The sequence below is a fragment of the Kosakonia sp. N21 genome, from assembly GCF_050587465.1.
Lineage (GTDB): Bacteria > Pseudomonadota > Gammaproteobacteria > Enterobacterales > Enterobacteriaceae.
This window is the reverse complement of record NZ_JBOBHR010000001.1, coordinates 585,991-610,985: the sequence shown is the minus strand read 5'-3', so window position 1 is coordinate 610,985 and position 24,995 is coordinate 585,991. Positions and strand designations below refer to the sequence as shown.

Annotated in this window: 21 protein-coding genes; all 21 read right to left on the bottom strand. The window is 45.7% G+C overall.

Annotation, left to right across the window (positions count from 1 at the left end; all coding sequences use genetic code 11):
- Window position 1: 1 nt before the first annotated feature.
- Complete coding sequence (locus tag ACQ3G7_RS02720) at window positions 2-1,180, bottom strand: glycosyltransferase family 4 protein (RefSeq protein WP_430888734.1); 1,179 nt, start codon at window positions 1,178-1,180, stop codon at window positions 2-4.
- On the bottom strand, window positions 1,143-2,030 hold the full coding sequence (locus ACQ3G7_RS02715) for a glycosyltransferase family 2 protein (RefSeq protein WP_430888733.1): 888 nt from the start codon (window positions 2,028-2,030) through the stop codon (window positions 1,143-1,145). Before ACQ3G7_RS02715 ends, ACQ3G7_RS02720 begins: the two co-directional genes overlap by 38 nt.
- Before the next feature lie 11 nt (window positions 2,031-2,041).
- On the bottom strand, window positions 2,042-3,871 hold the full coding sequence (locus ACQ3G7_RS02710) for a hypothetical protein (protein ID WP_430888732.1): 1,830 nt from the start codon (window positions 3,869-3,871) through the stop codon (window positions 2,042-2,044).
- The gene (locus ACQ3G7_RS02705) at window positions 3,871-4,275 is read right to left on the bottom strand and encodes a GtrA family protein (RefSeq protein WP_430888731.1); all 405 of its coding nucleotides are present in this window, start codon (window positions 4,273-4,275) and stop codon (window positions 3,871-3,873) included. Before ACQ3G7_RS02705 ends, ACQ3G7_RS02710 begins: the two co-directional genes overlap by 1 nt.
- Window positions 4,265-4,825, bottom strand: a complete 561-nt coding sequence (locus ACQ3G7_RS02700; RefSeq protein ID WP_430888730.1) for an HAD family hydrolase — start codon at window positions 4,823-4,825, stop codon at window positions 4,265-4,267. The genes ACQ3G7_RS02705 and ACQ3G7_RS02700 overlap by 11 nt, the downstream gene beginning before the upstream one ends.
- Window positions 4,822-6,723, bottom strand: a complete 1,902-nt coding sequence (locus ACQ3G7_RS02695; RefSeq protein WP_430888729.1) for a lysylphosphatidylglycerol synthase transmembrane domain-containing protein — start codon at window positions 6,721-6,723, stop codon at window positions 4,822-4,824. The genes ACQ3G7_RS02700 and ACQ3G7_RS02695 overlap by 4 nt, the downstream gene beginning before the upstream one ends.
- Window positions 6,724-6,737: 14 nt before the next feature.
- Window positions 6,738-7,472 carry an NTP transferase domain-containing protein gene (locus ACQ3G7_RS02690; RefSeq protein WP_430888728.1) on the bottom strand — a complete coding sequence of 245 codons (735 nt, stop codon included), beginning with the start codon at window positions 7,470-7,472 and terminating at the stop codon, window positions 6,738-6,740.
- A complete protein-coding gene (locus ACQ3G7_RS02685) occupies window positions 7,465-8,283 on the bottom strand; it encodes a glycosyltransferase family 2 protein (RefSeq protein WP_430888727.1) in 819 nt (272 codons plus the stop codon). The genes ACQ3G7_RS02690 and ACQ3G7_RS02685 overlap by 8 nt, the downstream gene beginning before the upstream one ends.
- A complete protein-coding gene (locus tag ACQ3G7_RS02680) occupies window positions 8,284-9,552 on the bottom strand; it encodes a rhamnosyltransferase WsaF family glycosyltransferase (protein ID WP_430888726.1) in 1,269 nt (422 codons plus the stop codon).
- Window positions 9,549-12,632 carry a glycosyltransferase gene (locus ACQ3G7_RS02675; RefSeq protein WP_430888725.1) on the bottom strand — a complete coding sequence of 1,028 codons (3,084 nt, stop codon included), beginning with the start codon at window positions 12,630-12,632 and terminating at the stop codon, window positions 9,549-9,551. The genes ACQ3G7_RS02680 and ACQ3G7_RS02675 overlap by 4 nt, the downstream gene beginning before the upstream one ends.
- 11 nt (window positions 12,633-12,643) lie before the next feature.
- Window positions 12,644-13,858 carry an ABC transporter ATP-binding protein gene (locus ACQ3G7_RS02670; RefSeq protein ID WP_430888724.1) on the bottom strand — a complete coding sequence of 405 codons (1,215 nt, stop codon included), beginning with the start codon at window positions 13,856-13,858 and terminating at the stop codon, window positions 12,644-12,646.
- The gene (locus ACQ3G7_RS02665) at window positions 13,848-14,597 is read right to left on the bottom strand and encodes an ABC transporter permease (protein WP_263100202.1); all 750 of its coding nucleotides are present in this window, start codon (window positions 14,595-14,597) and stop codon (window positions 13,848-13,850) included. The genes ACQ3G7_RS02670 and ACQ3G7_RS02665 overlap by 11 nt, the downstream gene beginning before the upstream one ends.
- A 65-nt stretch (window positions 14,598-14,662) precedes the next feature.
- A complete protein-coding gene (gene rfbC / locus ACQ3G7_RS02660; RefSeq protein WP_263100201.1) occupies window positions 14,663-15,211 on the bottom strand; it encodes a dTDP-4-dehydrorhamnose 3,5-epimerase in 549 nt (182 codons plus the stop codon).
- Between the two features lie 3 nt (window positions 15,212-15,214).
- Window positions 15,215-16,087 (bottom strand): dTDP-4-dehydrorhamnose reductase, encoded by an 873-nt coding sequence (gene rfbD / locus ACQ3G7_RS02655; protein WP_263100200.1) that lies wholly within the window; start codon window positions 16,085-16,087, stop codon window positions 15,215-15,217.
- 11 nt (window positions 16,088-16,098) lie between these two features.
- Window positions 16,099-16,968 (bottom strand): glucose-1-phosphate thymidylyltransferase RfbA, encoded by an 870-nt coding sequence (gene rfbA / locus ACQ3G7_RS02650; protein ID WP_263100870.1) that lies wholly within the window; start codon window positions 16,966-16,968, stop codon window positions 16,099-16,101.
- Window positions 16,969-16,982: 14 nt separating this feature from the next.
- The gene (gene rfbB / locus ACQ3G7_RS02645; protein WP_430888723.1) at window positions 16,983-18,071 is read right to left on the bottom strand and encodes a dTDP-glucose 4,6-dehydratase; all 1,089 of its coding nucleotides are present in this window, start codon (window positions 18,069-18,071) and stop codon (window positions 16,983-16,985) included.
- A 410-nt stretch (window positions 18,072-18,481) separates the two neighbouring features.
- Entirely contained in the window at window positions 18,482-19,375 is an 894-nt protein-coding gene (gene galF, locus ACQ3G7_RS02640) for a GalU regulator GalF (RefSeq protein WP_263100197.1), read from the bottom strand.
- Window positions 19,376-19,555: 180 nt separating this feature from the next.
- The gene (gene wcaM, locus ACQ3G7_RS02635; RefSeq protein ID WP_263100196.1) at window positions 19,556-20,971 is read right to left on the bottom strand and encodes a colanic acid biosynthesis protein WcaM; all 1,416 of its coding nucleotides are present in this window, start codon (window positions 20,969-20,971) and stop codon (window positions 19,556-19,558) included.
- An 11-nt stretch (window positions 20,972-20,982) separates the two neighbouring features.
- Window positions 20,983-22,203: a colanic acid biosynthesis glycosyltransferase WcaL gene (gene wcaL, locus ACQ3G7_RS02630; protein ID WP_430888722.1), complete on the bottom strand. Its 1,221-nt coding sequence runs from the start codon at window positions 22,201-22,203 to the stop codon at window positions 20,983-20,985.
- Window positions 22,200-23,480: a colanic acid biosynthesis pyruvyl transferase WcaK gene (gene wcaK, locus ACQ3G7_RS02625; protein ID WP_263100194.1), complete on the bottom strand. Its 1,281-nt coding sequence runs from the start codon at window positions 23,478-23,480 to the stop codon at window positions 22,200-22,202. The genes wcaL and wcaK overlap by 4 nt, the downstream gene beginning before the upstream one ends.
- Window positions 23,481-23,512: 32 nt before the next feature.
- A complete protein-coding gene (wzxC, locus tag ACQ3G7_RS02620) occupies window positions 23,513-24,991 on the bottom strand; it encodes a colanic acid undecaprenyl disphosphate flippase WzxC (RefSeq protein ID WP_263100193.1) in 1,479 nt (492 codons plus the stop codon).
- Between the last annotated feature and the right edge of the window lie 4 nt (window positions 24,992-24,995).

Here is a 24,995-nt window from a genome sequence, read left to right as displayed (position 1 = left end):
ATCAATGCTCTATTTCTTGATGCAGGGTGCGATAAATAGCTGAAAATTTATTGATAATGGCCTCGTCCGAATAATCATACCGCACTTTTTCATAAAGTCGCTCGGCAAATAACAATGCCTCATCGGTATTTTCGAAAATATGCGCAAGTGTGCCCTTCAATTCATTAGCGTCACCAGGTGTAACCAGGTATCCGTTAATATTATTTTCAACAAATTCATTACAGCCCTGAACATTTGTGGTCAGTACAGGTACGCCGCAGAATGCCGCTTCGATTAATATCCGCGGAATGCCCTCACCATACCGGGTGGGTAAAACAACCAGATCAGACTCACCGATGACATTTTCCATGTCGGTGCGATGTCCGAGCCAGTGCACATACTCACGTTTGCTTATCTGTTCGATCTCCTCCGGCGTATAAGCATTCCTCGCCTGTGAGTCATAGATACCGGCAATATTGAGCACAAAGTCCTGACGACCAATGTACAGCTTATCCAGAGCGGTAAGGAGCGTATCAAGTCCTTTATCTTTGAGTAACCTTGCAGCAAAGAGAATATGTTTCTTATCTTGCTGAAATGCATTCCGTACGGGAAAAAAGCGTTTAGGGTCTACGCCAGCACCTTCCACGAAATACAGACTCTGTGAATCAGTAATATTGTTGCGCTTGAAGAAAATCAGATCATGATTGTTTTCAAATACAAACGCACCGTGTCTCGAAGATCCTGCTATCCTGTACAGGTTCGTAACGATAGGACGGATCGTTCTGAAGAACAGTGACTCATTAGAAAATATAACACCCAATCCGGTGACACTTTTCACTACCGGACGATGAATAATCCGGCCAATAATCCCCGAATAAATATTAGGTTTGACAGTAATCGAATGGATAATATCAGGCTGAATTTTACGCGCCAGCTTCAAGATGGCGTAAAGGGTCATAAGCTCAAAAAAAGGATTAATACCACTACGTGACATTTTAATATGGTGACATTCAATGCCATTTTTTTCTAACTCACTGCTCAGGCCGGGTGTATCAAAGCAAGAAATAACAACGACTTTATATCCATTCGCGATATTCGCCATAGCGCGGTTAAACCAATGCAATTTAAAATACCAATCAGCATTTACAACATAGAGTAATACGTTATCTTTCATAAGGGCCTGTACGTCCCAGGATTCCATGTAAGAATCCCTTGGTTATATATTTGAAATGCGTATAGCGTGGCGACAAAAAAAACGTAAAAATGATTGCCTGCACAAGCGACTTAACACTTACATTCATTTTCCAGCCGACAGGCATGTATTTGCGTTTCAGTAACAAGACAACATTGCGGAAAAAATAGTAGTGCCTTATAGGAGAATGGGTCGTGATCTGCCGGCCAAACAAAATGAGTGGTTTGTCACCAATTTTATGGTCCATCCTGGCCGCTTGCGCGACCACACACACCCTTCCCTTCGCCCGCGCTCGATAACCCCACTCAATGTCAACACAGTCGATAAAAAGTTCGTTTTCCATAAGCCCAATGGTATCCAGCGCTTCAATGCTAATCAAAGAACCGGAGGCGATAATAAAATCGGCGGTAAAATACGCAGATTTAAAATCTGGAGTGACGAGCTTCAATGTCAATGCTTTCGTACAAACAAAGCGTGAAGGCGATCCGGAGTCAAGATCAAAATGAACCGGTCCCACCGCAGCAACGTTTAAGCCATCCCGGGTCGCGATGTCTCTGGCATCCAGCAAGTCTTGTACAAGCGTTGGCGATGGAACAGAGTCTTGATCGAAAAGAACGACATCACGGGATCCCCATTCCTTAGCTTTGGCAATGCCGATATTTTGTGCCTGAGCAATACCAACATTTCTACCAATATAGTGAATGACCACCTCAGATAGCGATGAAGTTAAAGAAAATTGTGAATCAGCCGGACTGTTATCAATGATTAAAACATGATCGACCTGACTGGCAAGGCATGCAGCCAGGGATAACACACGTTCCCGTTCGGGGAGATAAGTGATAATAATTGCCGAAATCATAGCCAGTACGTTTACTCAACTAAACTCGTTTTTACGCCGGTGAAAATGAATTCGTCACGGCTGCCGTCAGGTAAATCGATCCTGATTAAATCGGGAGAAACCGTGTCGTTGGCGTTCAAATAGAGTGGATTTTCGCCTTTCAATACCGGGAAATGAATGCTGTTTTGTTCAGCGTAGTCCGGCTCGTTTTTCATCAAATAGTAAGCCTGAAACTGGGTTGGCACAGGCGATGCTACGGAAAAGTGGAATGCAGCATGTGCTTGCATACTTTGTGTTTTATGAGCACCAAACACGATGTATGGATCATCACCACTCACCCGGGCGCTAAAACCATTTTCCAGCGCTGTGATCGCAACATTGTGAACAGAGACAACGCCCAGTACAGGTAACTGCCCCATATCAGCGGTAGCATTGCGCTGCACAAGGACCGGCGGAACAAGTTTTCCCAGCAGTGGCATTGAATACAGGTTAGATAATTTGCATCGTTGCTGAAACGTCTGCCGTTGTTCCATTGTCAGGCTGTACGATTCTGAATGAAAAACCCAGTTCTCCGGTGGAATAGAGACGAGCAAACCATCTCCACTGTCCTTTTCCGCAAAAAGATAATTGCAATATTCGGCAGTCCACAATGGCGAAGAAGAGAATTTAGTAGCAGGTTTACCTAATTCAAACGTTTTGCCAACTGAAAGCAGCATCGGCACCACCAAAATTACACATACAATTTTGGCAAAGACCGTTTTATCCAGAAGCATTAACAACGCAACGACAAACAGAATATTGAGCCCGAGAAAATATCTATCCGGAAAGGTTACAGTATAATCAAAAAATAATGAACTTAACCCTCTACGCATAACGACGATAGAAAGATAATAGATGCCGAACGAAGCCCAGACGAACAGAATTGCTAACAGCCTTTTATCGATAATAATTTTACCGTTATTAAAGAAACGTTTCGCCGCATAAAACATAACACCCAGCAGGCAAAGAACAACAGCAATAACAACAATGTCGTTCAGATGGTGATAGATGCTAAAAAGTACGGGGTATAACAATACTCGCGCCAGCGCAAACTCAATCAATGCAGATGCTTTGACAGGAAAATCGGCCCCCCCACTATCATGGATTGCATTACCCGATATCGCGATCATGGACGCCAATACGATCGCGACGCTAAATGCCGCCAGCGAGTAGAAATAGCGAGACTTATTTTTAAAGCCGTTATAAACACAAACTATACCAAAAATAACCTGCACACCTACCCCTACAGGCAAGGTCAGGCAGGATAGCAACGCCGTAACCATAACCACAATGGCCAGGGGTATAGATTGCTTATTCAGCAATAATGCGCTAAGCAGTAACACCTGCAATACCGGGAAAATAAAACCAAGATTAAGCAAGCGCCCATAGATTTCGTTGCCGTCTAATCCCACTGGCATCAGCACTATTGCGAGCAACAGACATACAAGGCTACTTCGGGATAATAAATTCCTGAGTGCAAAATATCCAGCCAGCACACACAGCGAAAAAAAGATATTCGATAAAATGAAATATATTAGTGGCAGATAGAAAAGATTACCATTGCAAAATAAATCAAGCAGGACTAATGCAATTTTATAAAAAACAGCAAAACCAAGGATGGGGAACACACGCGTGTGGAATGCAGTATTCCAAAAACCGTGATCAATAACTTTCCCTGTCCAGACTGCATCCTCCGCATAGACTGTTGGATACAGAATCGGGTCAAGGTTTCTCAGTGAGAACAAGAGGAACAATACAAGTAGCGATCCTACAAGAAGCAACGCTTTTTTATATGCACTATTCTGTATTTTTGCTGTCGCCATTAAGTTTTTCCAACGATATATTTTGAAGCCACGAAATTGATATATAAATTAAAGGGAGTAACGATAACCTTTGCTATGAATGCAGATGCAGTCAGTGATATAACACTTTCAAACATTCCGTGTAAAAAATAGCTTAAATACTGAATCAACACAGAGAAAGCTGCAATAACGACAACACTATAAGCGCAATAAGCTATATATCCGGCGAAAGCTTTTTGCTCAACCTTCTTATCGAACACGGCAAGTCGCGAAACCCAATAAACGAAGGTTACTGCAAGCGTCGCGCTACAGAGATTGGCGATGACAGGTTCCAGTCCCAGATAAACAAGGATGGTCATGGTCACTAAGTCAATCGACCATCCTGTTCCTGATATCACAATAAAGCGGATAGGTTTACTTTTCATGCTTAACGATAAAGACATTGGCCCGAGCGGAAGTCGCTGAATCAATCCCGACTTGAGAATCTTCTAAAGCAATACAATTAACAATATTAACGCCTAGCATATTTGCGGCAGCAAGATAGGGTTCGGCATGTGGCTTGGCATTAACCACATCATCACCACTGATAATCACATCGAAAAAAACTTCCAGTTGGTGATAGCGCAGCAGTTCCTCTACCGCCTGCCGTGAGGCCGTGGTCACAAGGCCAACAGGCGCAAACTGTTTTGAATGTGTGAGAAAATCGAGCACGTCCTGGTAAACCGACGTAAGTGAGAAAAAATCCGCATACTTACTCTTTTTGAGCTCAGCCACTGCTTTATGCGTCTCACTGTCAGCGTCAGGTAGTATTTGCGGCAAGAATCGCTTCCACGACATACCCGCATAGTTATGTTGAAAGTCTTCGGGGGTAATCTCACCACCATATTGTGCAATGGCATAGCAATATGCGGACGCGTTAGCCTTCTCGGTATCGATCAGCGTGCCATCCATATCACTCAATATCGCTTCAATCATAGCGTATTCTCAAGCTCCAGATATTCATCGATGAGCAGCAGCATGCAAGCGGTAAATGCATTTCCCGTTGCCTTATCCTTACGGAATTTATACGGAACGAGTCGTGTATAATGAATAATTTCATGCAGCATAACTTCTTTCAGGAAGTCCTGACCAAAGTTTTCAACAATCCATTGTTTGTATTTTTCATAAATAGCTGCATATTGTGAGGATCTGAAAATACTAACGGTTATCTCGTCATTTTCAACATGACAGTTAATCGAACGGTTTAGTGATTCATAACCGAGATGCAATGACTGCATCAGTTTAGCGTAATCCAGCAAGGGTGACTCGAAAAAGTTCCCAATATTAGGGTCGATAATAAACCAACCATTCTCGTGTTTCTTATCGATGATAATATTTTCGATAGTCAGGTCACCGTGAATAACGGACGTCTCTCTAAATTTGAAATCATGATTGCGTGCCGAATCATTAATCCAATCTGAAATAGCATCAAGATCTATGTTACGTCCGTTGATAACAACTTGCGACTTATCAAAAAAGATCGATGACAAGCCTTTAATATTATTAAAGTTACCAGCCATCTTGGCAGAAATGTAACTCTCAATCATCGAGTCATCAGCCAGCCCAGTATTTTTTCTGGCATGAAAATCTTTGATGGAATTCAACACTTCAGCAAGATACCCCCACGAGGTATCGAGTGATGATGAGTGGATGAATTCATAAAAATCAATAGAGGTATGGCTGTAAGGCATATCATAAATATAGCCATTATCAAGCTTCTTATCGCTTGCTACGCTTGCCAGTACAAGTTCATTGGCGTACTCACAAAGCCATTTTTTTTGCGCCTGCAATTTACCAGAGCCCAACTCAGAAGCAAATTTTCTGACATACATTGAGTTATTAAAAGAAATCAGCGCAGTTAACGCGTCTGAACCGCCATGGAAGATGCGATACAGAATAACATCATTGCCCATACCTTTTTTATAAAACTCAGAGATGAGATCAACATCGTTTCTGAAATTCCTTACAAGGAACATTTTATACTGTTCTTCAGTATAAAAAAGGTCACGTTTGTTAGGCACTGTATCATTATTAAACTCAAACCAACGCAATACTTTTCCTGGTTCAAAGCTGTATTTATTCTTAATCAAATAATAGGCAAAAATAAACAAAACCGGACTAAGAAAGAATAAAGTCAGAACAGTAAAGACTTGCGCGGAATAGACATCCTGCAGTGCATTAAATGTTGAACTGAGCGGTGTATCAAATAAAGAATAAATGAGCATCGAAGCCGAAGCCCCGGTGCATCTGGCAATCAGGTGATAACTGGCCAGGTACGCAGCCCACATCAATGCGCTATTGACGATGTAAGAAAGAAGGTTCTTTCTAAAACAGATATAGACTTCATTGAGACACCAGAAAAAATGTCTCAACGAATAAGAAATCTCATCGTTAAATATGCCAGTAAGACTGTTAAGTGCTTTTTTTACATTTTTATTTGAACCAATAAGTGAGCACAGTGCAAAAAACAGAAATACACTGACCAGCACCACCAATGATTCGGTCAGATTGAATTTGAGGTTTGAGGCCGAATTGAACCAAATCAGGATGGCACCCCAGACCAGCAAATCAAAAACACGCTCAAAGAAGACCGACGCGAAAGACAATGCAAAGCTCTGCCGCCCCAGATATGAAAAAACGCCCGCACGTACTATCTCACCAAGGCGCAATGGTACAAAAAAGTTGACAACATAGCCCAAAGAAAGTGATGTAAATTGAATGCTGCGTGCAGTGTCATCTCGTCCCGGTAAAAGATTGTTCCAGCGCTTGACACGAATAGAATGCCCGAGAATCAGAAAAAATACTGCAACTAGGAAATAAAGAACCGCTATCATTATTTAATCCTTGCTTATAGCCATTTATGGAATAATTTTTTATGTTCCGCTTCTTTTAATTCTTCTGGAGTACCGAAAGACAAATGGTTATCCAGCAAAATACCTTTTACCGTATATCCCTGGTCACACAATGTATTGTAGATACCGCTAATGAAAATTTCATTATAGCTACAATTTTGTTTATATAAAGCATAGTTTTCAGTGACCACACGCTTATTAGCAAAGATATAAGCGCCAGAAATAGCAAATCTGCTGATAACGATTTTCTCAGCAGTTTTCACTAATCGTTCATTTTCGTACAACGCGTATGAATACGCCGGCGAGTCTGACTCAAAATTACAAAGGTATGCCATAACATCACCACCAGGTGCCATCTGACTGATAAACGACGGTAGGTCCTTTATTTCGAAAGCCTGATCGCAATCGTTAAAAATAACCGGGAAGTCGTTATCAATCAACGTCAAGCCACACATGGCAGTATCCAGAGCCCCATCGGTCACCTTATCCAGAACAACAAACTTAGCTTGCGGATAAAAATGATGAACCTGCTGAATGATATCATGTTCAACAACATGCTCTTTTAAAACAACACAGATTAACTCGCTGATTTCAATGCTACGTCGTACAGACTCAATAGCCCACCAAAAAAAAGGCTTACCATCAAGTTCAACTAAAGGTTTCGGCAACGTATATCCTTGTTTAGAAAACCGACTACCTCTCCCTGCCATTGGTATCACCAGATTAATCATTTTTCTTATTCCATGTGAATTTTTCTTGCAGGGTTACATCATCAAAATCAATGGTATTATTACCAAGCGCCAATAATCCATTAACTCCTCTAAAAAGATAATTGACCGCTATTTTTAATGTGCGTGTTGCTTGCGAAAACAACTTCACATTTGATATCTGGTCATCCTCGCGCCATTCAACAGGAAAATATTTAATTTTCTGTTTTTGACTGATGGAGAATAAAAGAAGGAAGCAGTTGAACGTCAGATCGTTTGAAAATTTGACAACTCTTGAATCCGCAATAGCGGAGACTTTATAGATATTTAAGCCTGCACCCAGGTCTTTTACTACGTGGAATGAACAGACGGAGTAGATAAAATTAAATATATAATTACCAAATATTCTGAACTTTGCATATCCTTTCAGACGGGAAGCTCGACTGAAACGGCTTCCCAGACAGCAGTCGTAATTATTTATCTGACTGCTATCAATAATATCGATCAAGTCGTTAATATTGCCTTGATCGTCACCATGAAGTACCGCAATATGCGTTGCGTTGGTGCGTTGTGCATGTCGAAACGCTACTTTATGTGTTCCGCCAAGTCCAACATTCTGACTGTTAGTATAGATTCCTACATTAGGCAAACCTAACGATTGAACAGTCGCAATAGACCTTTCGACTGTGCCATCTGTACTTCTGTTGTCAATAACCAGAATCTCATGAAATTTCTTATAATTGTCATTTTCTTTGAGACTGTTTAATACTCGAGGAATTTGATCCTGACAGTTATAACATGGGATAAAAAGTACGATTTTATTTCCCGATTCCATTTATTCCCCCAGAATATTTTGAACGATGTTTTTCACAAAGCTGAACTCGGTTTCTTTTGAAAACAGATTATCTTCGTAAATGACTGTCGAAGCATTCTCATGTTCTTCACAAAGTTTTATCAAACTTTCAGCAATGGATTCAGGCGTGAAATTTGCCGGTTCTATAATATTTTTGCTTCTGGCTGACAGTTTTTTATTCGCATAACCATTACTTACGACACGAATACCAAAGCTGGCCATTTCGAGCGGAGGATAGCTTGGATGCGGTGAAAGCATCAATGACAATCCAACTGACGAGGTCGAAAGTTGGTGAATATATTGATCGAGAGTCAATTTACCTAATGACTCCAGCTTTACCCCTCTTCCCAGTTCAATATCCGCATGGCTTTCACCCGCGGAAACAATGGTCCATTGCTCTGCCTTATCATAGGCTTGAGCCCAGGCACGCAACGCCAGCACAACAATATTAAAGAGGTTGCGCTCTACGCCCGGGCGACCATAAACCAGGATTTTCCTTTCTTTATCAACAGAGGCTGCTTGTTCGCTGGCTGCCGATAACACAGGGTTAATGCGTGGTTCAAAGAAATAATGTTCATTGAAAACGTAGCCGCTATTAATGAAAAAATCTTTCAATAGCGCTGTATTAAAGACAGGAATAGTTTGTTCCGCATGAGCGTAAGTTGAATCAGCCAGGGCAAACCGCGAGGACCAGGCATAGAATCCCGGTTCATAATCCTGAATAAAGTAGATTGATTTACGTCCTTGTGTACCGAAGATTGAGCTCTGCCATGCAAGCGCTTTGAATGTGTTATAAGCGGTCCACCATGCAGTCGAAACAAAATAATCATTCTCAGCAACATTGAGTGAAGCACCACTGCGATTTCCGGCAACGACGATGCAATTTTCCGCACAATCCGCACCAGAAAGATCGGTGAGTTGCCAGTCTGAGTAGAATTGCCCTGCTTTGAGTTCAACGCTCACTTCATCAGTAACAATAATACGCGCCAGAGGAAAATCATGACGGATAGCTTCAAAAAAGCGTAGCGCTGTCGCAATACCACCGAAAACATGTTTTTCCGATAATGCGGGAACAAATAAGTTAATACGTCTGGCATCAACATTGCTTTTGACAAAATTGAATGGCGTTATCTCTGGTATGTCATAATTTGCAGGGTTACATGTGGCTGCCTTATTTGATTCATACGCATTTTTTGCAATCCTGTAAACAACCCGGTTAGACAACAACTTTTTTACTATAAAGTTAATCATAATTTGATCGTTGGTTTATTATTAAATTTATCGAGATTAATATTATAAAAAGGATCGTAAGCTTCTGTTCGGTATGGTTCGTACTTTATTCTGGAACGTAGGAAATCGCATTCTGGAACAAAGCTGCTGCGACTTTTAGATTCAAGATGGAACAGTTTCGTCTGAGCCAGATAGACGTTTTGATAACCCGCATTGTATGCCCTGATACAGAGCTCGATATCGCTGCCACAGATCTCGAACTCTTCGTCATATCCTCCAAGGCGGGTAAATACTTCACGAGATATCGCATGACATGCTCCCGTCAGAGCCAGAACATTTCGGTTCAGCGCGGGTGAAACAAACGGGCCGACATGATGCGCATTGCTCTGGCCTTTAAAGACGTGTTCTGCCCATCCGAACATACCAACAACAACCCCGGCATGCTGGATAGTGCCATCTTCATATAAGAGTTGCGGTCCAACAACACCGACGTCCGGCAACAGCGCCCATGAGGCAAGATTTTCAAGCCATTCAGGGGTGATAACCAACGTATCGTTGTTGAGGAAAATAAAAACATCGCCCTCAGCGAGGGATGCGCCATTGTTATTCAGTTTTGACCAGTTAAATGGCGAATCATCCCGCAGAACTTTACAGTTCCCTTTCGATGTTAATTCAGCAAGATAGTTGTGAGTTTGCTCTTCGACTGAACCGTTATCAATTATGATGATTTCATAATTTGTCCAGGTTGTTTTTGCGTTAATGCTATCAACGAGATCGGCAAGCAGGCTAATTTTATCTCTGATCGGTATGATCAATGATATTTTTATCTCTGGGTTGACACGGAACTTTGGCTCATAGGTAAATAAATGCTCTCCATCCGCGACCTCTATAAAATTATTCGGATAGGCCGTTTTAAAATAGTTCGTCAGCGCCATTTTACCCGCATCATGGGCATAAGGCTTGGAGTCCGCATTCATGGCCGTGGATTGCGGATGCTCGCGCCAATGATAAAGAATGCGCGGAATGTGGATAATATTCTCTGCAATAGCGCTAGCGCGCAATACAAGATCATAATCCTGAGCACCTTCAAGCCCCACGGTAAATCCGCCAATCTGATTTATCACATTTCGGGAAATACAGGTAATGTGACCAATATAGTTCTGGCTATAAAGTAATGCTGGTGACCAGTCTGGCTTGAGGAACGGTGCTTTTCGTTCACCTGTAGTAGTGACATGGTCTTCATCCGTATAAATAATATCCGGACACTGGTTATCATTAATCGCCTGTGCAAGATAATGCAACGCATTAGCATGCAACAGATCATCATGATCGAGCAAGACAATATATTGTCCGGAAGCCAACCCAAGCGCCTGATTGGTAGTATGCGAAATATGGCTATTTTTATCGTTACAGATTATCTTTACCCTGCTGTCAGTTGCGTATTTGTTAAGCATCTGAGTCAGTTCAGGGGAATTTGATGCATCATCGCAAATGCATAATTCCCAGTGGGAGTAACTTTGCGAAAATACGGAATCAATGCACTCCTGCAGATACTTAAGGTCGCTCTTATAGACGGGTAACAGAACGGAAATGAGAGGACTGTTTTCCTTAGTAAGGGATCTTGCTATTTTTTCTATTTCATACTGATTTCGTTTTTTATCATGCGCGATAAAATCCGCGTATGAAACTTCGATGTTTCCTTTGCCCAGTCTTTTTAAGCGGAAGGAAATTTTACGCAGCGTCGCAGAAAGCCCTTCTTTCCTGATCGTCCGGACAACGAGCAAAGGCGCAGCCCGCAGATTTAGCGCTTTTATCTGGCGCAGCAGATTTATCGCCAGTCGTTTAACTTTCTTTACCACTCGCACGCCAAAGCGTAATGGTTTGGTTATCTTCCACGACGTTGACGCCAGTAACTGCTGACGCGACTGGACTAAATCATCAATGACGGTTGAAATATCACTCGTGTTGCTCAACACACCAATACTAATATCAACTTTGGCATTGGCGCCCTTTAATTTTGAGCTGTCTACACGAAATATAAAAGCCGGATCGTTATGGAAGCAGTAGATAACGGCTTTATCCATATCTAGTTGACAAACTTTCGTATTCTCATCCTGGGCCTGGATGTCCGTCAACGGAATAACTTGCAGGATTTCATCTGCATGAGATTTGATAGTAATATTGAAGAGGTAGCAACACATCGGCTCTTCACACAAATCAATTCTTATTTCTTCAAAAGTGCGATCTTTCGGTAAGTCCAGACTAATAGTAGCATTTTGCTCACTATATGGAATCAGTTTTTCGATGCTATCGGCATCGCTATACATCCCATCGTGATCGCGCCAGTAAAGCTTAGCCCTGTATTTAAACTGCTTTCCGCTCTGCGGTTGTGCTTTTTTTTCAACAGTTTTAGCTTTACTCTCTGCAAATGAGCACTGCGCAACAAATTGATAGGCATTAACATCCGGGAAAATGTCAATAAGTTGATTAAGGCGACCAGCATTACTGATGTTCACATTAGCTGAAAACTCAGAATCATTATTAATGAGTCGAATATCTTTGATTATGTCAGCGTGCAGGCCTGCATTTGTTATTAATCTCTTTAGGCTCTTACGCGTAAAAAAGCGCAGATGAGTTTTATCCAAAATCCCGGTCTGTCGATAATAAAACTCACCATTAGCTAACTCAGTAATCACACCTTGATACCCGATATTTGGTACCGAGATGATGACTTTACCGGACTCTTTCAAACAAGCTATTGCATTTTTAAGCACCATCGCTGGATCATATAAATGCTCCAGAACATCTGCGAAAATAATACAATCATATTTAGTATTGAGCGTTGAAAAAATATTATTGGAATTAAGATCGGCAACTTTGACATCACGGTAAACTTGACGCGCAACAGCTGCTGCTGCGTCTTCATATTCAATACCATCGACGACACACCCTTTCTCAGAAATTAAATATTTCCCGAGGGCACCTTCATAACATCCAATATCCAGCACTTCAGAACCATCATTGATAAATGAGGATACGACAAATAACGAATCTTCGCTATTCCCTAGCTGTTCCCGGCTATATTTGTGATTATCAGTCATTTCAATCTCATTTAATCGGTTGGGGATTGGAACCATTCATGCTCTATGCAAAATACACCTTCGCCTTCATAGTCATTATAAACCGTGAATTTTTCCGCGTCGGTAATATAATCAAATCCAATTAAACTTCGGTCTCCCATGACTCCAATATCAAAACTGAATGACCCAGGGAGTAAAGGTAATACCGGGATTTTATATTCTACGGTATATATACCCTTCTTATTAGAAATTACGAAGTTATCCAGCCCTGTATTAATCCCATAAAGATATTTTCTTTCTGAAGAATATAAAGCTGCGCCAACCATCAATCCTTCAACTTCTTCATCATTAACCTGATACTCAATGGTGAGTGACAAGCTCTCACCGGTTTTGAGATAATTTGTGTTAAGTTTGGTTGAGATAATTCTTGCAGGCGTACCTTGATTCGGCTGACGGTTTTCATTGTTACTATTGTCAACATGCTGGATCTGATACATAAAATCATTGTATTGATCACAGACGTCGTTTGCTGAGCCTGAGGCACGAATTCTGCCGCCATCAATCCATAGGGCTTTATTACAGAACCGTTTAACCTGCTCTGGAGAATGCGAGACAAAAAGAATTGTCGTACCATTTTCCTTCAACGCATTCATATGCTTCAGACATTTCAACTGGAACCTGATATCCCCTACGGCCAGGGCTTCATCAACGATGAGAATATCCGGCTGAATATTCGCGGCAACAGCGAAAGCCAGCCTAACGTACATACCTGAGGAATACGTTTTCACTGGCTGACTAATAAAATCGCCGATATCTGCAAATTTAACAATGTCATCATAACGGGAGTCGATCTCATCTTTACTTAAACCAAGAATACTGGCATTCATATAGATGTTTTCTTGACCGGTAAACTCAGGATTAAAACCAGCCCCCAGTTCCAACAGCGCCGCAATGCGCCCATTAACGTTGATGCTTCCAGATGTTGGCGACAGTGTACCTGTGAGCATTTGCAGCAGCGTTGATTTGCCGGCCCCGTTTTTGCCAACGACCCCAACGGAGTCACCTCGTTCAATAACGAAATTCAGGTCTTTTAATGCCCAATGTTCTTTATAATATTTCTTTTCCTGTAAGCCTGTTGCTCTACGTAATTTATTGACTAAAGGCCCTATCAAGCGATATTTAGGATTGTCATAAATAAAATAGCATTTACTAACGTTATTGACTTCAACGGTTACATTAGATGACATCAGCAAACCCTTTTTTTAGCTTTTCGAAGCAATAATAACCCAAGGCAAGAGCAAGCAACGAGCTGCCATAGGATATCGCAACAGCTAACAAACCAGGCGTTTTACCCCAGATAACAACATCACGGGTAACTTCAATAAAATAAGCAAGCGGATTCAGCATCAATATGGGTTGCAAGGACTCGGGAAGTGCGCTTCGAGGAAAAAAGAGTGGTGACGTAAACATCAGAATCGTTGTCAACACGCCCGTTATCTGTGCCAGATCGCGTAAATAAACCCCCACCGATGAGAGAATGAGCATCATTCCGACCAATGCCATGAAATACGGAAGCCAGACGACCGGTAATAGCAGCAAGGTCAAATGTACCTGATTCATAAGCACAATACTGGCGATGATCAGAATAACCAGGCTGACTAACGCATGAAATAAACTGCTCAGTAATACTGTCACGGGCAATATTGAAAGCGGAAAAACTATTTTATTCACATAGTTAGCATTGCTCGTAATCAGTGTCACTGAACGGTTAAAACATTCCGCAAAAATATTAAATACGACCATTCCGGCAAAGAGGATTACGGCGAACGAAGCTTTGTTTCCATCGCCACCGACGCCCCATTTTGCCTTAAAAACAACAGAGAACACAAAAGTATAAATTGCCAGCATCAAAAGCGGGGTGAAGAACGACCACCCCATCCCCATTACTGAGCCTTTATATCGGCTCAGAATGTCACGCTTTGTCATCTGGTATATTAATGTTCTGTTGTTAACTAACTCTAATAGATAATTTTTCATGCAGTTATTTTGGCTTACAGTAAGATGCTATCTTTAAGTTTTTTGCCAACCTGATCTTTTGCCGACAAAATAACCAGGTCATCTTTAATAGGCCAGGTAATATTCAGGTCTGTATCTTCCCACAAGATAGAGTGCTCAGCTTGTGGATTGTAATAATCAGTACATTTATATACAAACTCAGCTTCTTCGCTGGTCACGTAAAAGCCATGAGCAAAACCTTCCGGTACCCATAGCTGGCGCTTGTTTTCCGCGGAAAGTAACACCCCAACCCACTTGCCAAACGTCGAAGAACCCTTACGGATATCGACGGCAACATCAAAAACTTCACCGCTGACGACGCGAACCAGCTTACCTTGTGTATTTTCGGTCTGGTAATGCAAACCTCGCAAAATCCCTTTTTTGGATTTTGAATGGTTATCCTGCACGAAGTTACACTTGCGTTGAGCTACTGACTCTTCAAATTTTTGCTGATTCCATGTTTCCATGAAAAAGCCGCGTTCATCGCCAAACACGGCTGGTTCGATGATTTTTACGTCAGGAATGGCTGTATCGATGACTTTCATAACTCACTTGTACTCTTTGATATTATTAAGCGCCACGCGCCAGTCTGAAGGTTTGATGCCAAATTGGCGTTCAATCTTTTGGCAATTAAGGCGGGAATTAGAAGGACGTTTCGCGCGAGTCGGATATTCACTACCGGCAATACTATGCACCAACGGCGCACGATCCAGACAGCCGTGTTCTACGGCACTGGTAAATATCGCGCGGGCAAAATCAGCCCAATTCGTATGCGGTGCGCCAGAATAATGATAAATTCCCCATTCTGGTGACAAGCCACGATCAATTTGCTCAATCATTGAAATGATGGCACTGGCGATATCACCGGCATACGTCGGCCCTCCCCATTGATCGGCAACCACATTCAATTCATTGCGCATTCCGGCAAGACGAAGCATCGTTTTTACAAAATTGCTGCCATGTTCGCCAAACACCCACGCGGTGCGCAAGATGAGATATTTGCTGGCATTCTGCGCAACGGCGTTTTCCCCGGCAAGCTTACTTTGCCCGTACACGCCTTGCGGCCCTGTCTTCATATCTTCCGTGTATTCGCCTTCGCTTTCACCATCAAAGACATAGTCAGTTGAGATATGGACCAGCACAGCACCTATTTTATCTGCCGCAATAGCCAGATATTTCGGCCCATCGGCATTGATCTGATAGGATGCCTCAACGTCATCTTCGGCCTTATCAACCGCAGTATGCGCTGCAGCATTCAGTATATAGTCAGGTTTAAATGCGGTAACCTGAGCATCCACCTGCGCGGCATCGGTAATATCAAGTTGATTACGATCCACGGCTAAAATCTCTGCTTTACCTGTTAGTTGCGCGACGAGGCAGCTACCTACCTGTCCATTACAACCAATAACCAATACGCGCATTTTTTTGCCTCTTACTTTTCACCAACAAGTGTCATCAGATATTGCCCGTAATCATTTTTCATCATTGGCTTAGCCAGTCTGATGACATCCTCGCGGGTGAGCCAATCATTGCGCCAGGCAATCTCTTCCAGACAGGCAACTTTCAGCCCTTGTACATCTTCAATGGTCTGAACAAAAGACGATGCCTGATGCAGGCTTGCGTGAGTACCGGTATCCAGCCAGGCAAAACCACGGCCCAAGAGTTCAACATTGAGCAAACCTTCATCAAGGTACATCTGGTTAATGGAGGTGATCTCCAGCTCTCCACGGTGCGAAGGTTTCACTTTCCGGGCAAATTCAACGACGCGCTGATCATAGAAGTACAAACCTGTCACCGCATAATTGGATTTGGGATGAGTGGGTTTTTCTTCAATCGATACCACTTTGTGGTTGCTATCAAATTCAACAACACCAAAACGTTCTGGATCTTTCACCTGGTAGCCGAAAACCGTTGCGCCACTCTGGCGGGAAACGATTTTTTTCAATGTATTACTGAATGACTGCCCATAGAAAATATTGTCGCCAAGCACCAAACAGCATGAATCATCACCGATGAATTTCTCACCGATGATAAATGCCTGCGCAAGCCCATCAGGGCTGGGCTGAATAGCATATTCAATATGAATGCCCAAATGACTACCATCACCGAGCATACGTACAAATGAAGCGTTGTCTTCAGGGGTAGTGATCACCAAAATATCGCGGATACCTGCAAGCATCAAAGTCGACAACGGGTAATAAATCATCGGCTTATCATAAATGGGTAACAATTGCTTCGAGACACCCAATGTGATCGGATAAAGACGGGTTCCGGAACCACCAGCAAGAACAATACCTTTCATCATCTATTCCTTAATTAATCCGCCAGTCCCAGACGTTCGCCTGCGTAGGAGCCATCCATAACACGCTGCCACCAGCCCTGGTTATGCAAGTACCAGTGAACGGTTTTGCGGATGCCGGATTCGAAAGTTTCCTGCGGAACCCAACCCAACTCATCTTTGATTTTGCTGGCGTCAATAGCATAGCGCAGGTCATGCCCCGGACGATCGGCAACATAGGTGATCAAATCAGCAAAGTGACTAATCCCCTCAGGTTTATCAGTGATCACCTCATCAAGGATGGCGCAAATCGTTTTGACCACATCGATGTTTTTGCGCTCATTATGACCGCCAATGTTGTAGGTCTCGCCGACCACGCCTTCGGTGACAACTTTATACAGCGCACGTGCGTGATCCTCTACGAACAGCCAGTCGCGGATCTGTTCACCGTTGCCGTACACCGGCAGTGGCTTGCCAGCCAGTGCACTGAGGATGATCAGCGGGATCAATTTCTCAGGGAAATGATAAGGACCGTAGTTATTCGAGCAGTTGGTTACCAACGTAGGCAACCCATAGGTGCGACGCCATGCACGCACCAGGTGATCGCTGGATGCTTTAGAGGACGAATAAGGGCTGCTCGGCGAGTAAGGCGTTTTCTCTGTAAACAGTGGCAACTCAGCGCCAGCCGGAACCTCGTCAGGATGTGGCAAATCGCCATACACTTCATCGGTAGAGATATGGTGAAAGCGGAACAGGGATTTACGTGGTTCATCCAGTTGCGACCAGTACTTGCGCGCCGTTTCCAGCAACACATAGGTGCCAATGATGTTTGTTTCGATAAAAGCGGCAGGGCCTGTGATAGAGCGATCAACATGACTTTCAGCGGCAAGGTGCATCACCGCATCCGGCTGATGCTCAGCAAAAATGCGCGCCATCGCCTCGCCATCACAAATATCAGCGCGTTCGAAAACGTAGCGCGCATTATTTTCAATTTCCGTCAGTGACTCAAGGTTGCCGGCATAGGTTAATTTATCAACATTAACCACTGCATCCTGAGTGTTATTAATAATGTGACGAACTACCGCTGAACCAATAAAACCTGCACCACCAGTGACCAGTATTTTCACGAGAATTATCCGCTCTTGCTTTTCAATGTTTTGACTTAAAAAAACCAGGAACCCAGGCCTGTCACTCGCAACCAAATTTCAGATACGCTACCGCCCCTGGCTCTACAGCTACCAGTATACTGTGTGTACGACTCGACAATTTAAAGTTGCACCAACGCCCATCGGCGACTTAATTTTGCTCACCGCCCGGCACAAAATGCTAAACGCGTATTCTCCGCTTAAACAGCGCTGGAAACAAGGAAAAATCTCATCGACATCTTAGCGTTGTATATCAATCACTACCTTTTTTAGTGATTGATTTTAATAACGAAAATAAAAGGGCAGTAAGAATATGCTGAAGACGTAATCGTCTTATCGCCACTCTTCACTGCCCTTGCGTTCGCTATTCTAAATACGCGTTTTACGATTGATTACTGCACCAGCAATTTCTTAATGCTGTCGCGGAATTTCTGCCCTTCTTTCAGGTTACGCAACCCGTAGTTTACAAACGCCTGCATGTAACCCATTTTTTTACCGCAATCATAGCTGTCACCAGTCATCAGCATCGCATCAACCGACTGTTTGTTCGCCAGTTCAGCGATAGCATCCGTCAGCTGAATACGTCCCCAGGCGCCCGGCTCGGTTTTTTCCAGCTCATGCCAGATGTCCGCAGAAAGCACATAGCGACCCACCGCCATCAGGTCAGAATCCAGCGTCTGCGGCTGATCCGGTTTTTCAATAAACTGCACGATGCGGCTCACTTTACCTTCGCTGTCCAGCGGCTCTTTGGTCTGAATAACGGAATACTCAGAAAGATCGCCTTTCATACGCTTCGCCAGCACCTGGCTACGGCCGGTCTCAGCAAAACGCGCCACCATAGCGGCAAGGTTATAGCGCAGCGGGTCGGCAGTCGCGGTATCCAGCACAATATCCGGCAGCACAACAATGAACGGATTATCACCCACGATCGGACGCGCGCACAGAATAGAGTGTCCCAGGCCCAGCGGCTGCGCCTGACGCACGTTCATAATGGTCACGCCTGGCGGGCAGATGGACTGAACTTCTGCCAGCAATTGACGCTTAACACGCTGTTCGAGCAGCGCTTCAAGCTCATAAGAGGTGTCGAAGTGGTTCTCAACGGCGTTTTTTGACGAGTGAGTCACCAGAACGATTTCTTTGATCCCTGCAGCAACAACTTCGTCGACGATGTATTGAATCATCGGCTTGTCGACGATCGGCAGCATCTCTTTAGGAATCGCTTTTGTCGCGGGGAGCATATGCATTCCCAGACCTGCTACCGGAATAACTGCTTTCAAATTAACCATTGATTTCTTCCACCTATAAATAATGGGATGAATTATAAACTTTTACCCTGCTTTAGCCAGTGGGTTCGCAGCGTGCGACAGTGAAAGATGTTACGCCGAATATCACGAGCAAGCAGTAGATGTAATCCTAACCCTGAAGCAAAGCACCAGGATTTATCGTAAAAGCCTTGCTTGCGGCCATTACGACTTTTTCGCAGGCAAGCGGAAATTCAGATTATCGGTATTCACCACGTGCTGATCGACGCGGTCGATGTCCACTGAACTTTGCCCGTTCTCATTAACCGCATGCACGTTCGCCAGGGACAGCAACGTATCCTGTTTTGCCATAAAACGCCCCCGCACATCTTTGCGTAAATCAAAGTTTAGTTTCAACGCCGGGCCCACCGATGCCTGCTGCATAACGTTGATATTGCGTAAGAAAAGATGCTGCGGCTGGTTATGCAGTTCCAGCGTGGCTTGCTGCATTTTCACGTTAGTAATCGCCACAAACGAGGTGGCATTGCCGGAGGAAATCTGGATACCGCGCAGCTTGTATTTACTGCTGGTGTTATCCTGGCGAATATCGTTTAGCTTAAAATTCTGCGGAATGGAGAGGTAGTTCCCCTTGATCACGCCATAGCCAATCAACATACCGGCGCTATTGTCCATACTGACGTTATCAATCACAAAGTTGTCGCAGCCATAAATCGCCACCGTGGCGTTATCAAGCCCCGCCTTTTTACTGAAATCCGGCGTGATGTTACGCGCTTTCACGTTACGAATAATGAAGTGCTTGCCGTTCTCCACATGCACCAGTTGGCGGCAGTTGCTGCCGGTGATATTGGCGACGACAAAGTTTTTCACCGCCTGATCCTCCGGATAGGCGTTGTCGTAAGTACTGCCCGCCAGACCAATGCCAATGCCCCAGTTGATCTTGCCGTTGGTACAGTCGATATTCTCAATCACATGGTCGGAAATCAGGATGTTGCGATCGTTGATGGCGACATTCCACTCGATGGCGTCACCCTGCAACTCACTGAAGCGACCATTGGTGATGCGCACCCCGTCAAACTGGTTATGGTAGCCCTGGCGCAGAATGCCGTAATTGGCTTTTGTCACCGTGATGTGATCAATCAGCAAATTACGCATCACCCGCTTCTCTTTGCCGCCAATATAGATCTGCATCACCGGCCCATAGCCGCTCATCGCCAGCCCTTTGATCTCGCAATCGGAACCGCGCACATCCAGCGTGATATTGTAAAAACTTCCGCCGTCCTCGCCGATAACACGGCTGCCATCCTGCAGCACCAAACGCCCACGACCATTGCCTTTCAGCGCACCACGCACCAGCAACGTTTTGCCCGGCGGAATGAAAATCCCGGTATTGATATTGTCACACACCAGCCCTGCTGGGATTTCAACCGTTTGCCCGGCGGCAAAGGCATCGTTAAGCGCCGCAGGCCAATCATTATGGTTATATTGACGAATATCGACAGTGCCATTGCCGCCAATGGCACGCGCGGCTCGGGTATGCAGGAGGGGTAATGCCGCCAGTGCTGAACTGGCGGCGAGAAAGGAGCGTCGGGTGAAGGATGTAGATGATTTGCAGGCGGTCATAAAACCTCTGTTTAAAGCGTTTGCAACAGACTTGCCAGTTGCTGGTTGATGATTTTTTGGTTGAAGTCAGCTTCGACTTTTGCGCGTGCCCGGGTCACCACCGGGGTGAGATCGCTATCCTGCATGGTACCGAAAGCGGCTAAACGCTGCGCCAGCGCTTCAGCATCCTTTTCCGGCACCAGCCAGCCGGACGCGCCAGCGTCAATCAGCTCCGGAATACCGCTGTGCACCGTCGAGACCACCGGGATCCCCACCGCCATCGCCTCCATTAGCGCGACAGGGATCCCTTCCATATCACCATCCGCGCCGGTAATGGACGGCAGCAGAAACACATCTGCTTCATCCAGTAACGCTTTGACTTCATGGCTCGGTTTAAAGCCCGGCATCTCGATCACGTCTTCTAACTGGAACTGTTCAATCAGGGTGCGCAAGCGCCGTTCCCATGGACCGATACCGAGAATGCGATACTTGAACGCCACGCCGCGCGCTTTCAGCAGACGGCAGGCTTCAATCGCCACATGCAGCCCTTTCTTCTCGGTCAGGCGGGCGACAGAGATAATTTGCAACGGGCTTCCCGGCGTTTTGACCGGTCGCAGGCTAAAGCGCGTCATGTCGACGCCCATACGCGAGACGGCGATTTTCTGCTCCGGGCAGCCCATATTTTTCAACCGGCCCGCCCATAAATCACTGATCGGCAACATCAGGTCGCCGCGCTGGAATAACCGCTGATACTCTGGCGTATAGTGGTTCAGCACGTCGCGGTGTGAGACATCAATACCATGGAAAACTGTGGCAATTTTGCCCTTCAGCACCCCAAGCTCACGCAGTTTCGCCGCCGTCACGCCAGCCGGGCCAAAATGGGCGATAAACACATCGGCAGTAAAGGCGCGAGGCGCAAGCGCACAGATAGCCGAGAGGATCAGGTTGCGCGCTTCATCGCCATAGCGCGACATATTCAGCGCTTTCCACGTCGACGGCTTCAAGCAACCCCGTGTGATTGCCTGCATGCGGTAACTCAGTTTCGCCAGTTTCCCTTCCGGCTCCGCCAGCAACCAGTGCGTTTTTTCGGCCAGCTTATACTCCGTATACGCTGCGTGGGTGTTATTCATATCGCCCTTATGCAGGGCGACAATCTCCACCTCAAAACCCATGTTAATAAAGGCGACAATCTGGTTAAGAACAAACGTTTCAGACGCTAAAGGAAACTTCAGCAAAAAGAAGCTGACTTTCATTTCTCCCCCTGCACGCGATCCAGCACCGATTTCACCATGTTCATTCCCTGCTCCCGTTCCGCGGCTACGGCGACCGACAGTCGCGCGTTAATGGCAGGCAGTTGCCCGAGGGTATCCGCCGCCATCGCCGCCAGAGAACCATCAAGCAGATGACGGATATCCACCGCCATCTCCGGCATTCCCAACTGCTGCATAATCCCGGCGGATTTGTGTTCGTAGTTGATGGCGATCGCCGGTGTGCCGAAGTTCATCGAAATAATGGCGGAGTGCAGACGCGTCCCGACGGTTAAATCGCAGGCGCCGAGGATTTTGCCCATTTCCAGATCGTTCAGTTCGTCCATCACCACGTGGTAGCGCGACGGGTCGCTGACATACTGACGTAAATTGAGCGCCACCATGCGGTCATCTTTGTTGTAACTATCAATACCGGTGCAGGTCGACAGCGCAATCACCTGATAGCCCGCATCAATAATGCGGTTGACGACGCCGGCAAAAGCCTGCTCATAGGCCTGTTGAGTGGTGTTCAGACGCTTGTCGAATGGTGCCAGTTCACGCAGCGTGATCGCCACCGTCTTCTCTTTCGCCGCCAGATCCAGCCAGTGCTGCACCGCATAACTGGCCACAAAATCGGCCTGGTGATGCTCCACCAGCCAGGCGGTATCCACGCCCTGCTCCACTTTGTCGGTGGTGATGTTGCTTTGCTTCATCAAATTAAGGCTAACGGTTTCGCGCAGGATCAGCGCCTGGCAATGGCCGAAGACATAATTGGCCAGTTGGTTGAACGGCTCGTTCTGGAACGGCCCAACACTGTGGCCGATCATATATAGCGGCTTTTTCGCCATAAACGTGCAGAGCGCATGTTCAAACTGCGGTACGCCATACAGATCAACAAAGAAGGAACCGCCGACCTGAATAATGGCGTCATAACCGGAAAGCAGGCGCACAAAATCGGTAAACCCCTGCGCAATGGCAATATTGCGCAGTTTGCCGGTATCGGTCACCCGGGAAAGCAGCACCTGGTGCTGATAACGGCGACGCAGGACTTTCTTGACCCGCCCCATCAATCCGGCGGCATTGTTGTGTTCTTTCATTTGGCTGTACAGCGGGTCGCCCATCACCGGGCGATTTAACAACCAGGACGAGCTCACCGGATAGCGGCTCATCACATCCACGTCTGCATCAGGCTCAATCAGGGCAATAGCATCCAGCAATCCGCGTAATATTGCGCTGTCACCACGGTTACCGCAGGTATGATTGCCAAGGATCAATAATTTCATAGCGACCTCTTAAAGGGGTTCAATAACGTTTCTTAGCCTGCGCGGAGCAGCGTTTTTAATTTCTCGTTACGGCAAAACTGGCGCTTCATCTCCACCACCAGCGCATTGCGCGACACCACCAGCATCAGCATGAACGCCACCACGCCCGCCGCCACCTGAATGGCCAGCATGGCGGCAAGCGGCAGATGACCGTTCAGCGCCAGCCCCAGACCGTAGCTCACCACCAGCGTCGGCAATGAGAGGTAGAACGGCAGCCACAGGCTCAAAATGTACTGGCGGTAGCTGGAGCCGAGCACCGGTTTGATCATCACGAAATAGCTCAGCACGGTATTAATGATTTGTACCAGCAGGAAGCCGAGGGTGACGCCCAGCGCGCCGCCCGTGTGCCCGCCGATAATAATGGCGGGAATAAAAAGAAACGTTTTGAAGACGTTGAATTTAAAGCTGATATCCACCCGCGCTTTCGCCATTAACAGCGAACCGATCGGGTTTCCTACCGCGCGTAGCAAACCGACGATGCACAACAGTTGCAGAATGGGAATAATGCTGCTCCATTTGTCACCGAAGACCAGCGGCACGAAGTTATTTGACACCACCATCAGTCCGAGCAGGACGGGAAAGTTGATGATCCCCACCACCGACAGCAGCTTGTAGAAGTTCAGGCGCAGCTTTTCGGTATCGTCCTGAATTTTGGCAAATGCCGGGAACAACACGCGGGTAATGATCGGGTTGAGCTTCATCGGCGGGACCACGGCCACGTTGTACGCCAGGTTGTATCCCCCGGCGACGCTGGCGCCAAGGATACGCGCCAGAACCAGCGTTGAGAGGTTGGTGTTGACGTAATTGATGATGCTGTCGGCGGTCAACCAGGCACCAAAGCGCAGGTTGGAACTCACCGACGCCAGTGAAAAATGCAGCCCCGGGCGGTAGATCTTACGGCCAAAATAGCCAAACAGCAGCGTACGCACGGCGCTGTTGACCAGATACCCGAGGATCGCCGTCATGGCGAGCGGCCAGAAAAAGGCGCTGATCACCGTAAAGCTAAAACCCGCCAGCACGGACAGCGTTTCGATCGCGCCAATTTTGTTGAACTCCAGCTCCTTTTGCATCAATGCACGGAACTGCTGGCCATGCGGGATCACCACAAAAGCCAGCGACAGCGTCCGGATAAGCGGCGCCAGGTCCGGGTTATTCAGCACATCCGCAATCACGCCGCTCAGGGAGAAGACCGCCACACACACCACAATCCCTAGCCCAACGTTCAGCCAGTAAAGCGTGGTCAGCTCAAGATGACTTATCTCTTTACGCTGAATAATGGAGTTCGCAATGCCAAAATCGGACAGCGTATCCGCCAGCGCGATAATCACCAGCGAGATCGTCAGCAGACCAAACTGGTGGTTATCGATGATGCGCGCCAGCACCGTCATCTGCACCAGCCCCAGACCAATGATGGTCAGCGTGGCCATGGCGGACCACTTTGCGCCGCTGATGGTTTTTTCTCTCAGGCTCATGACC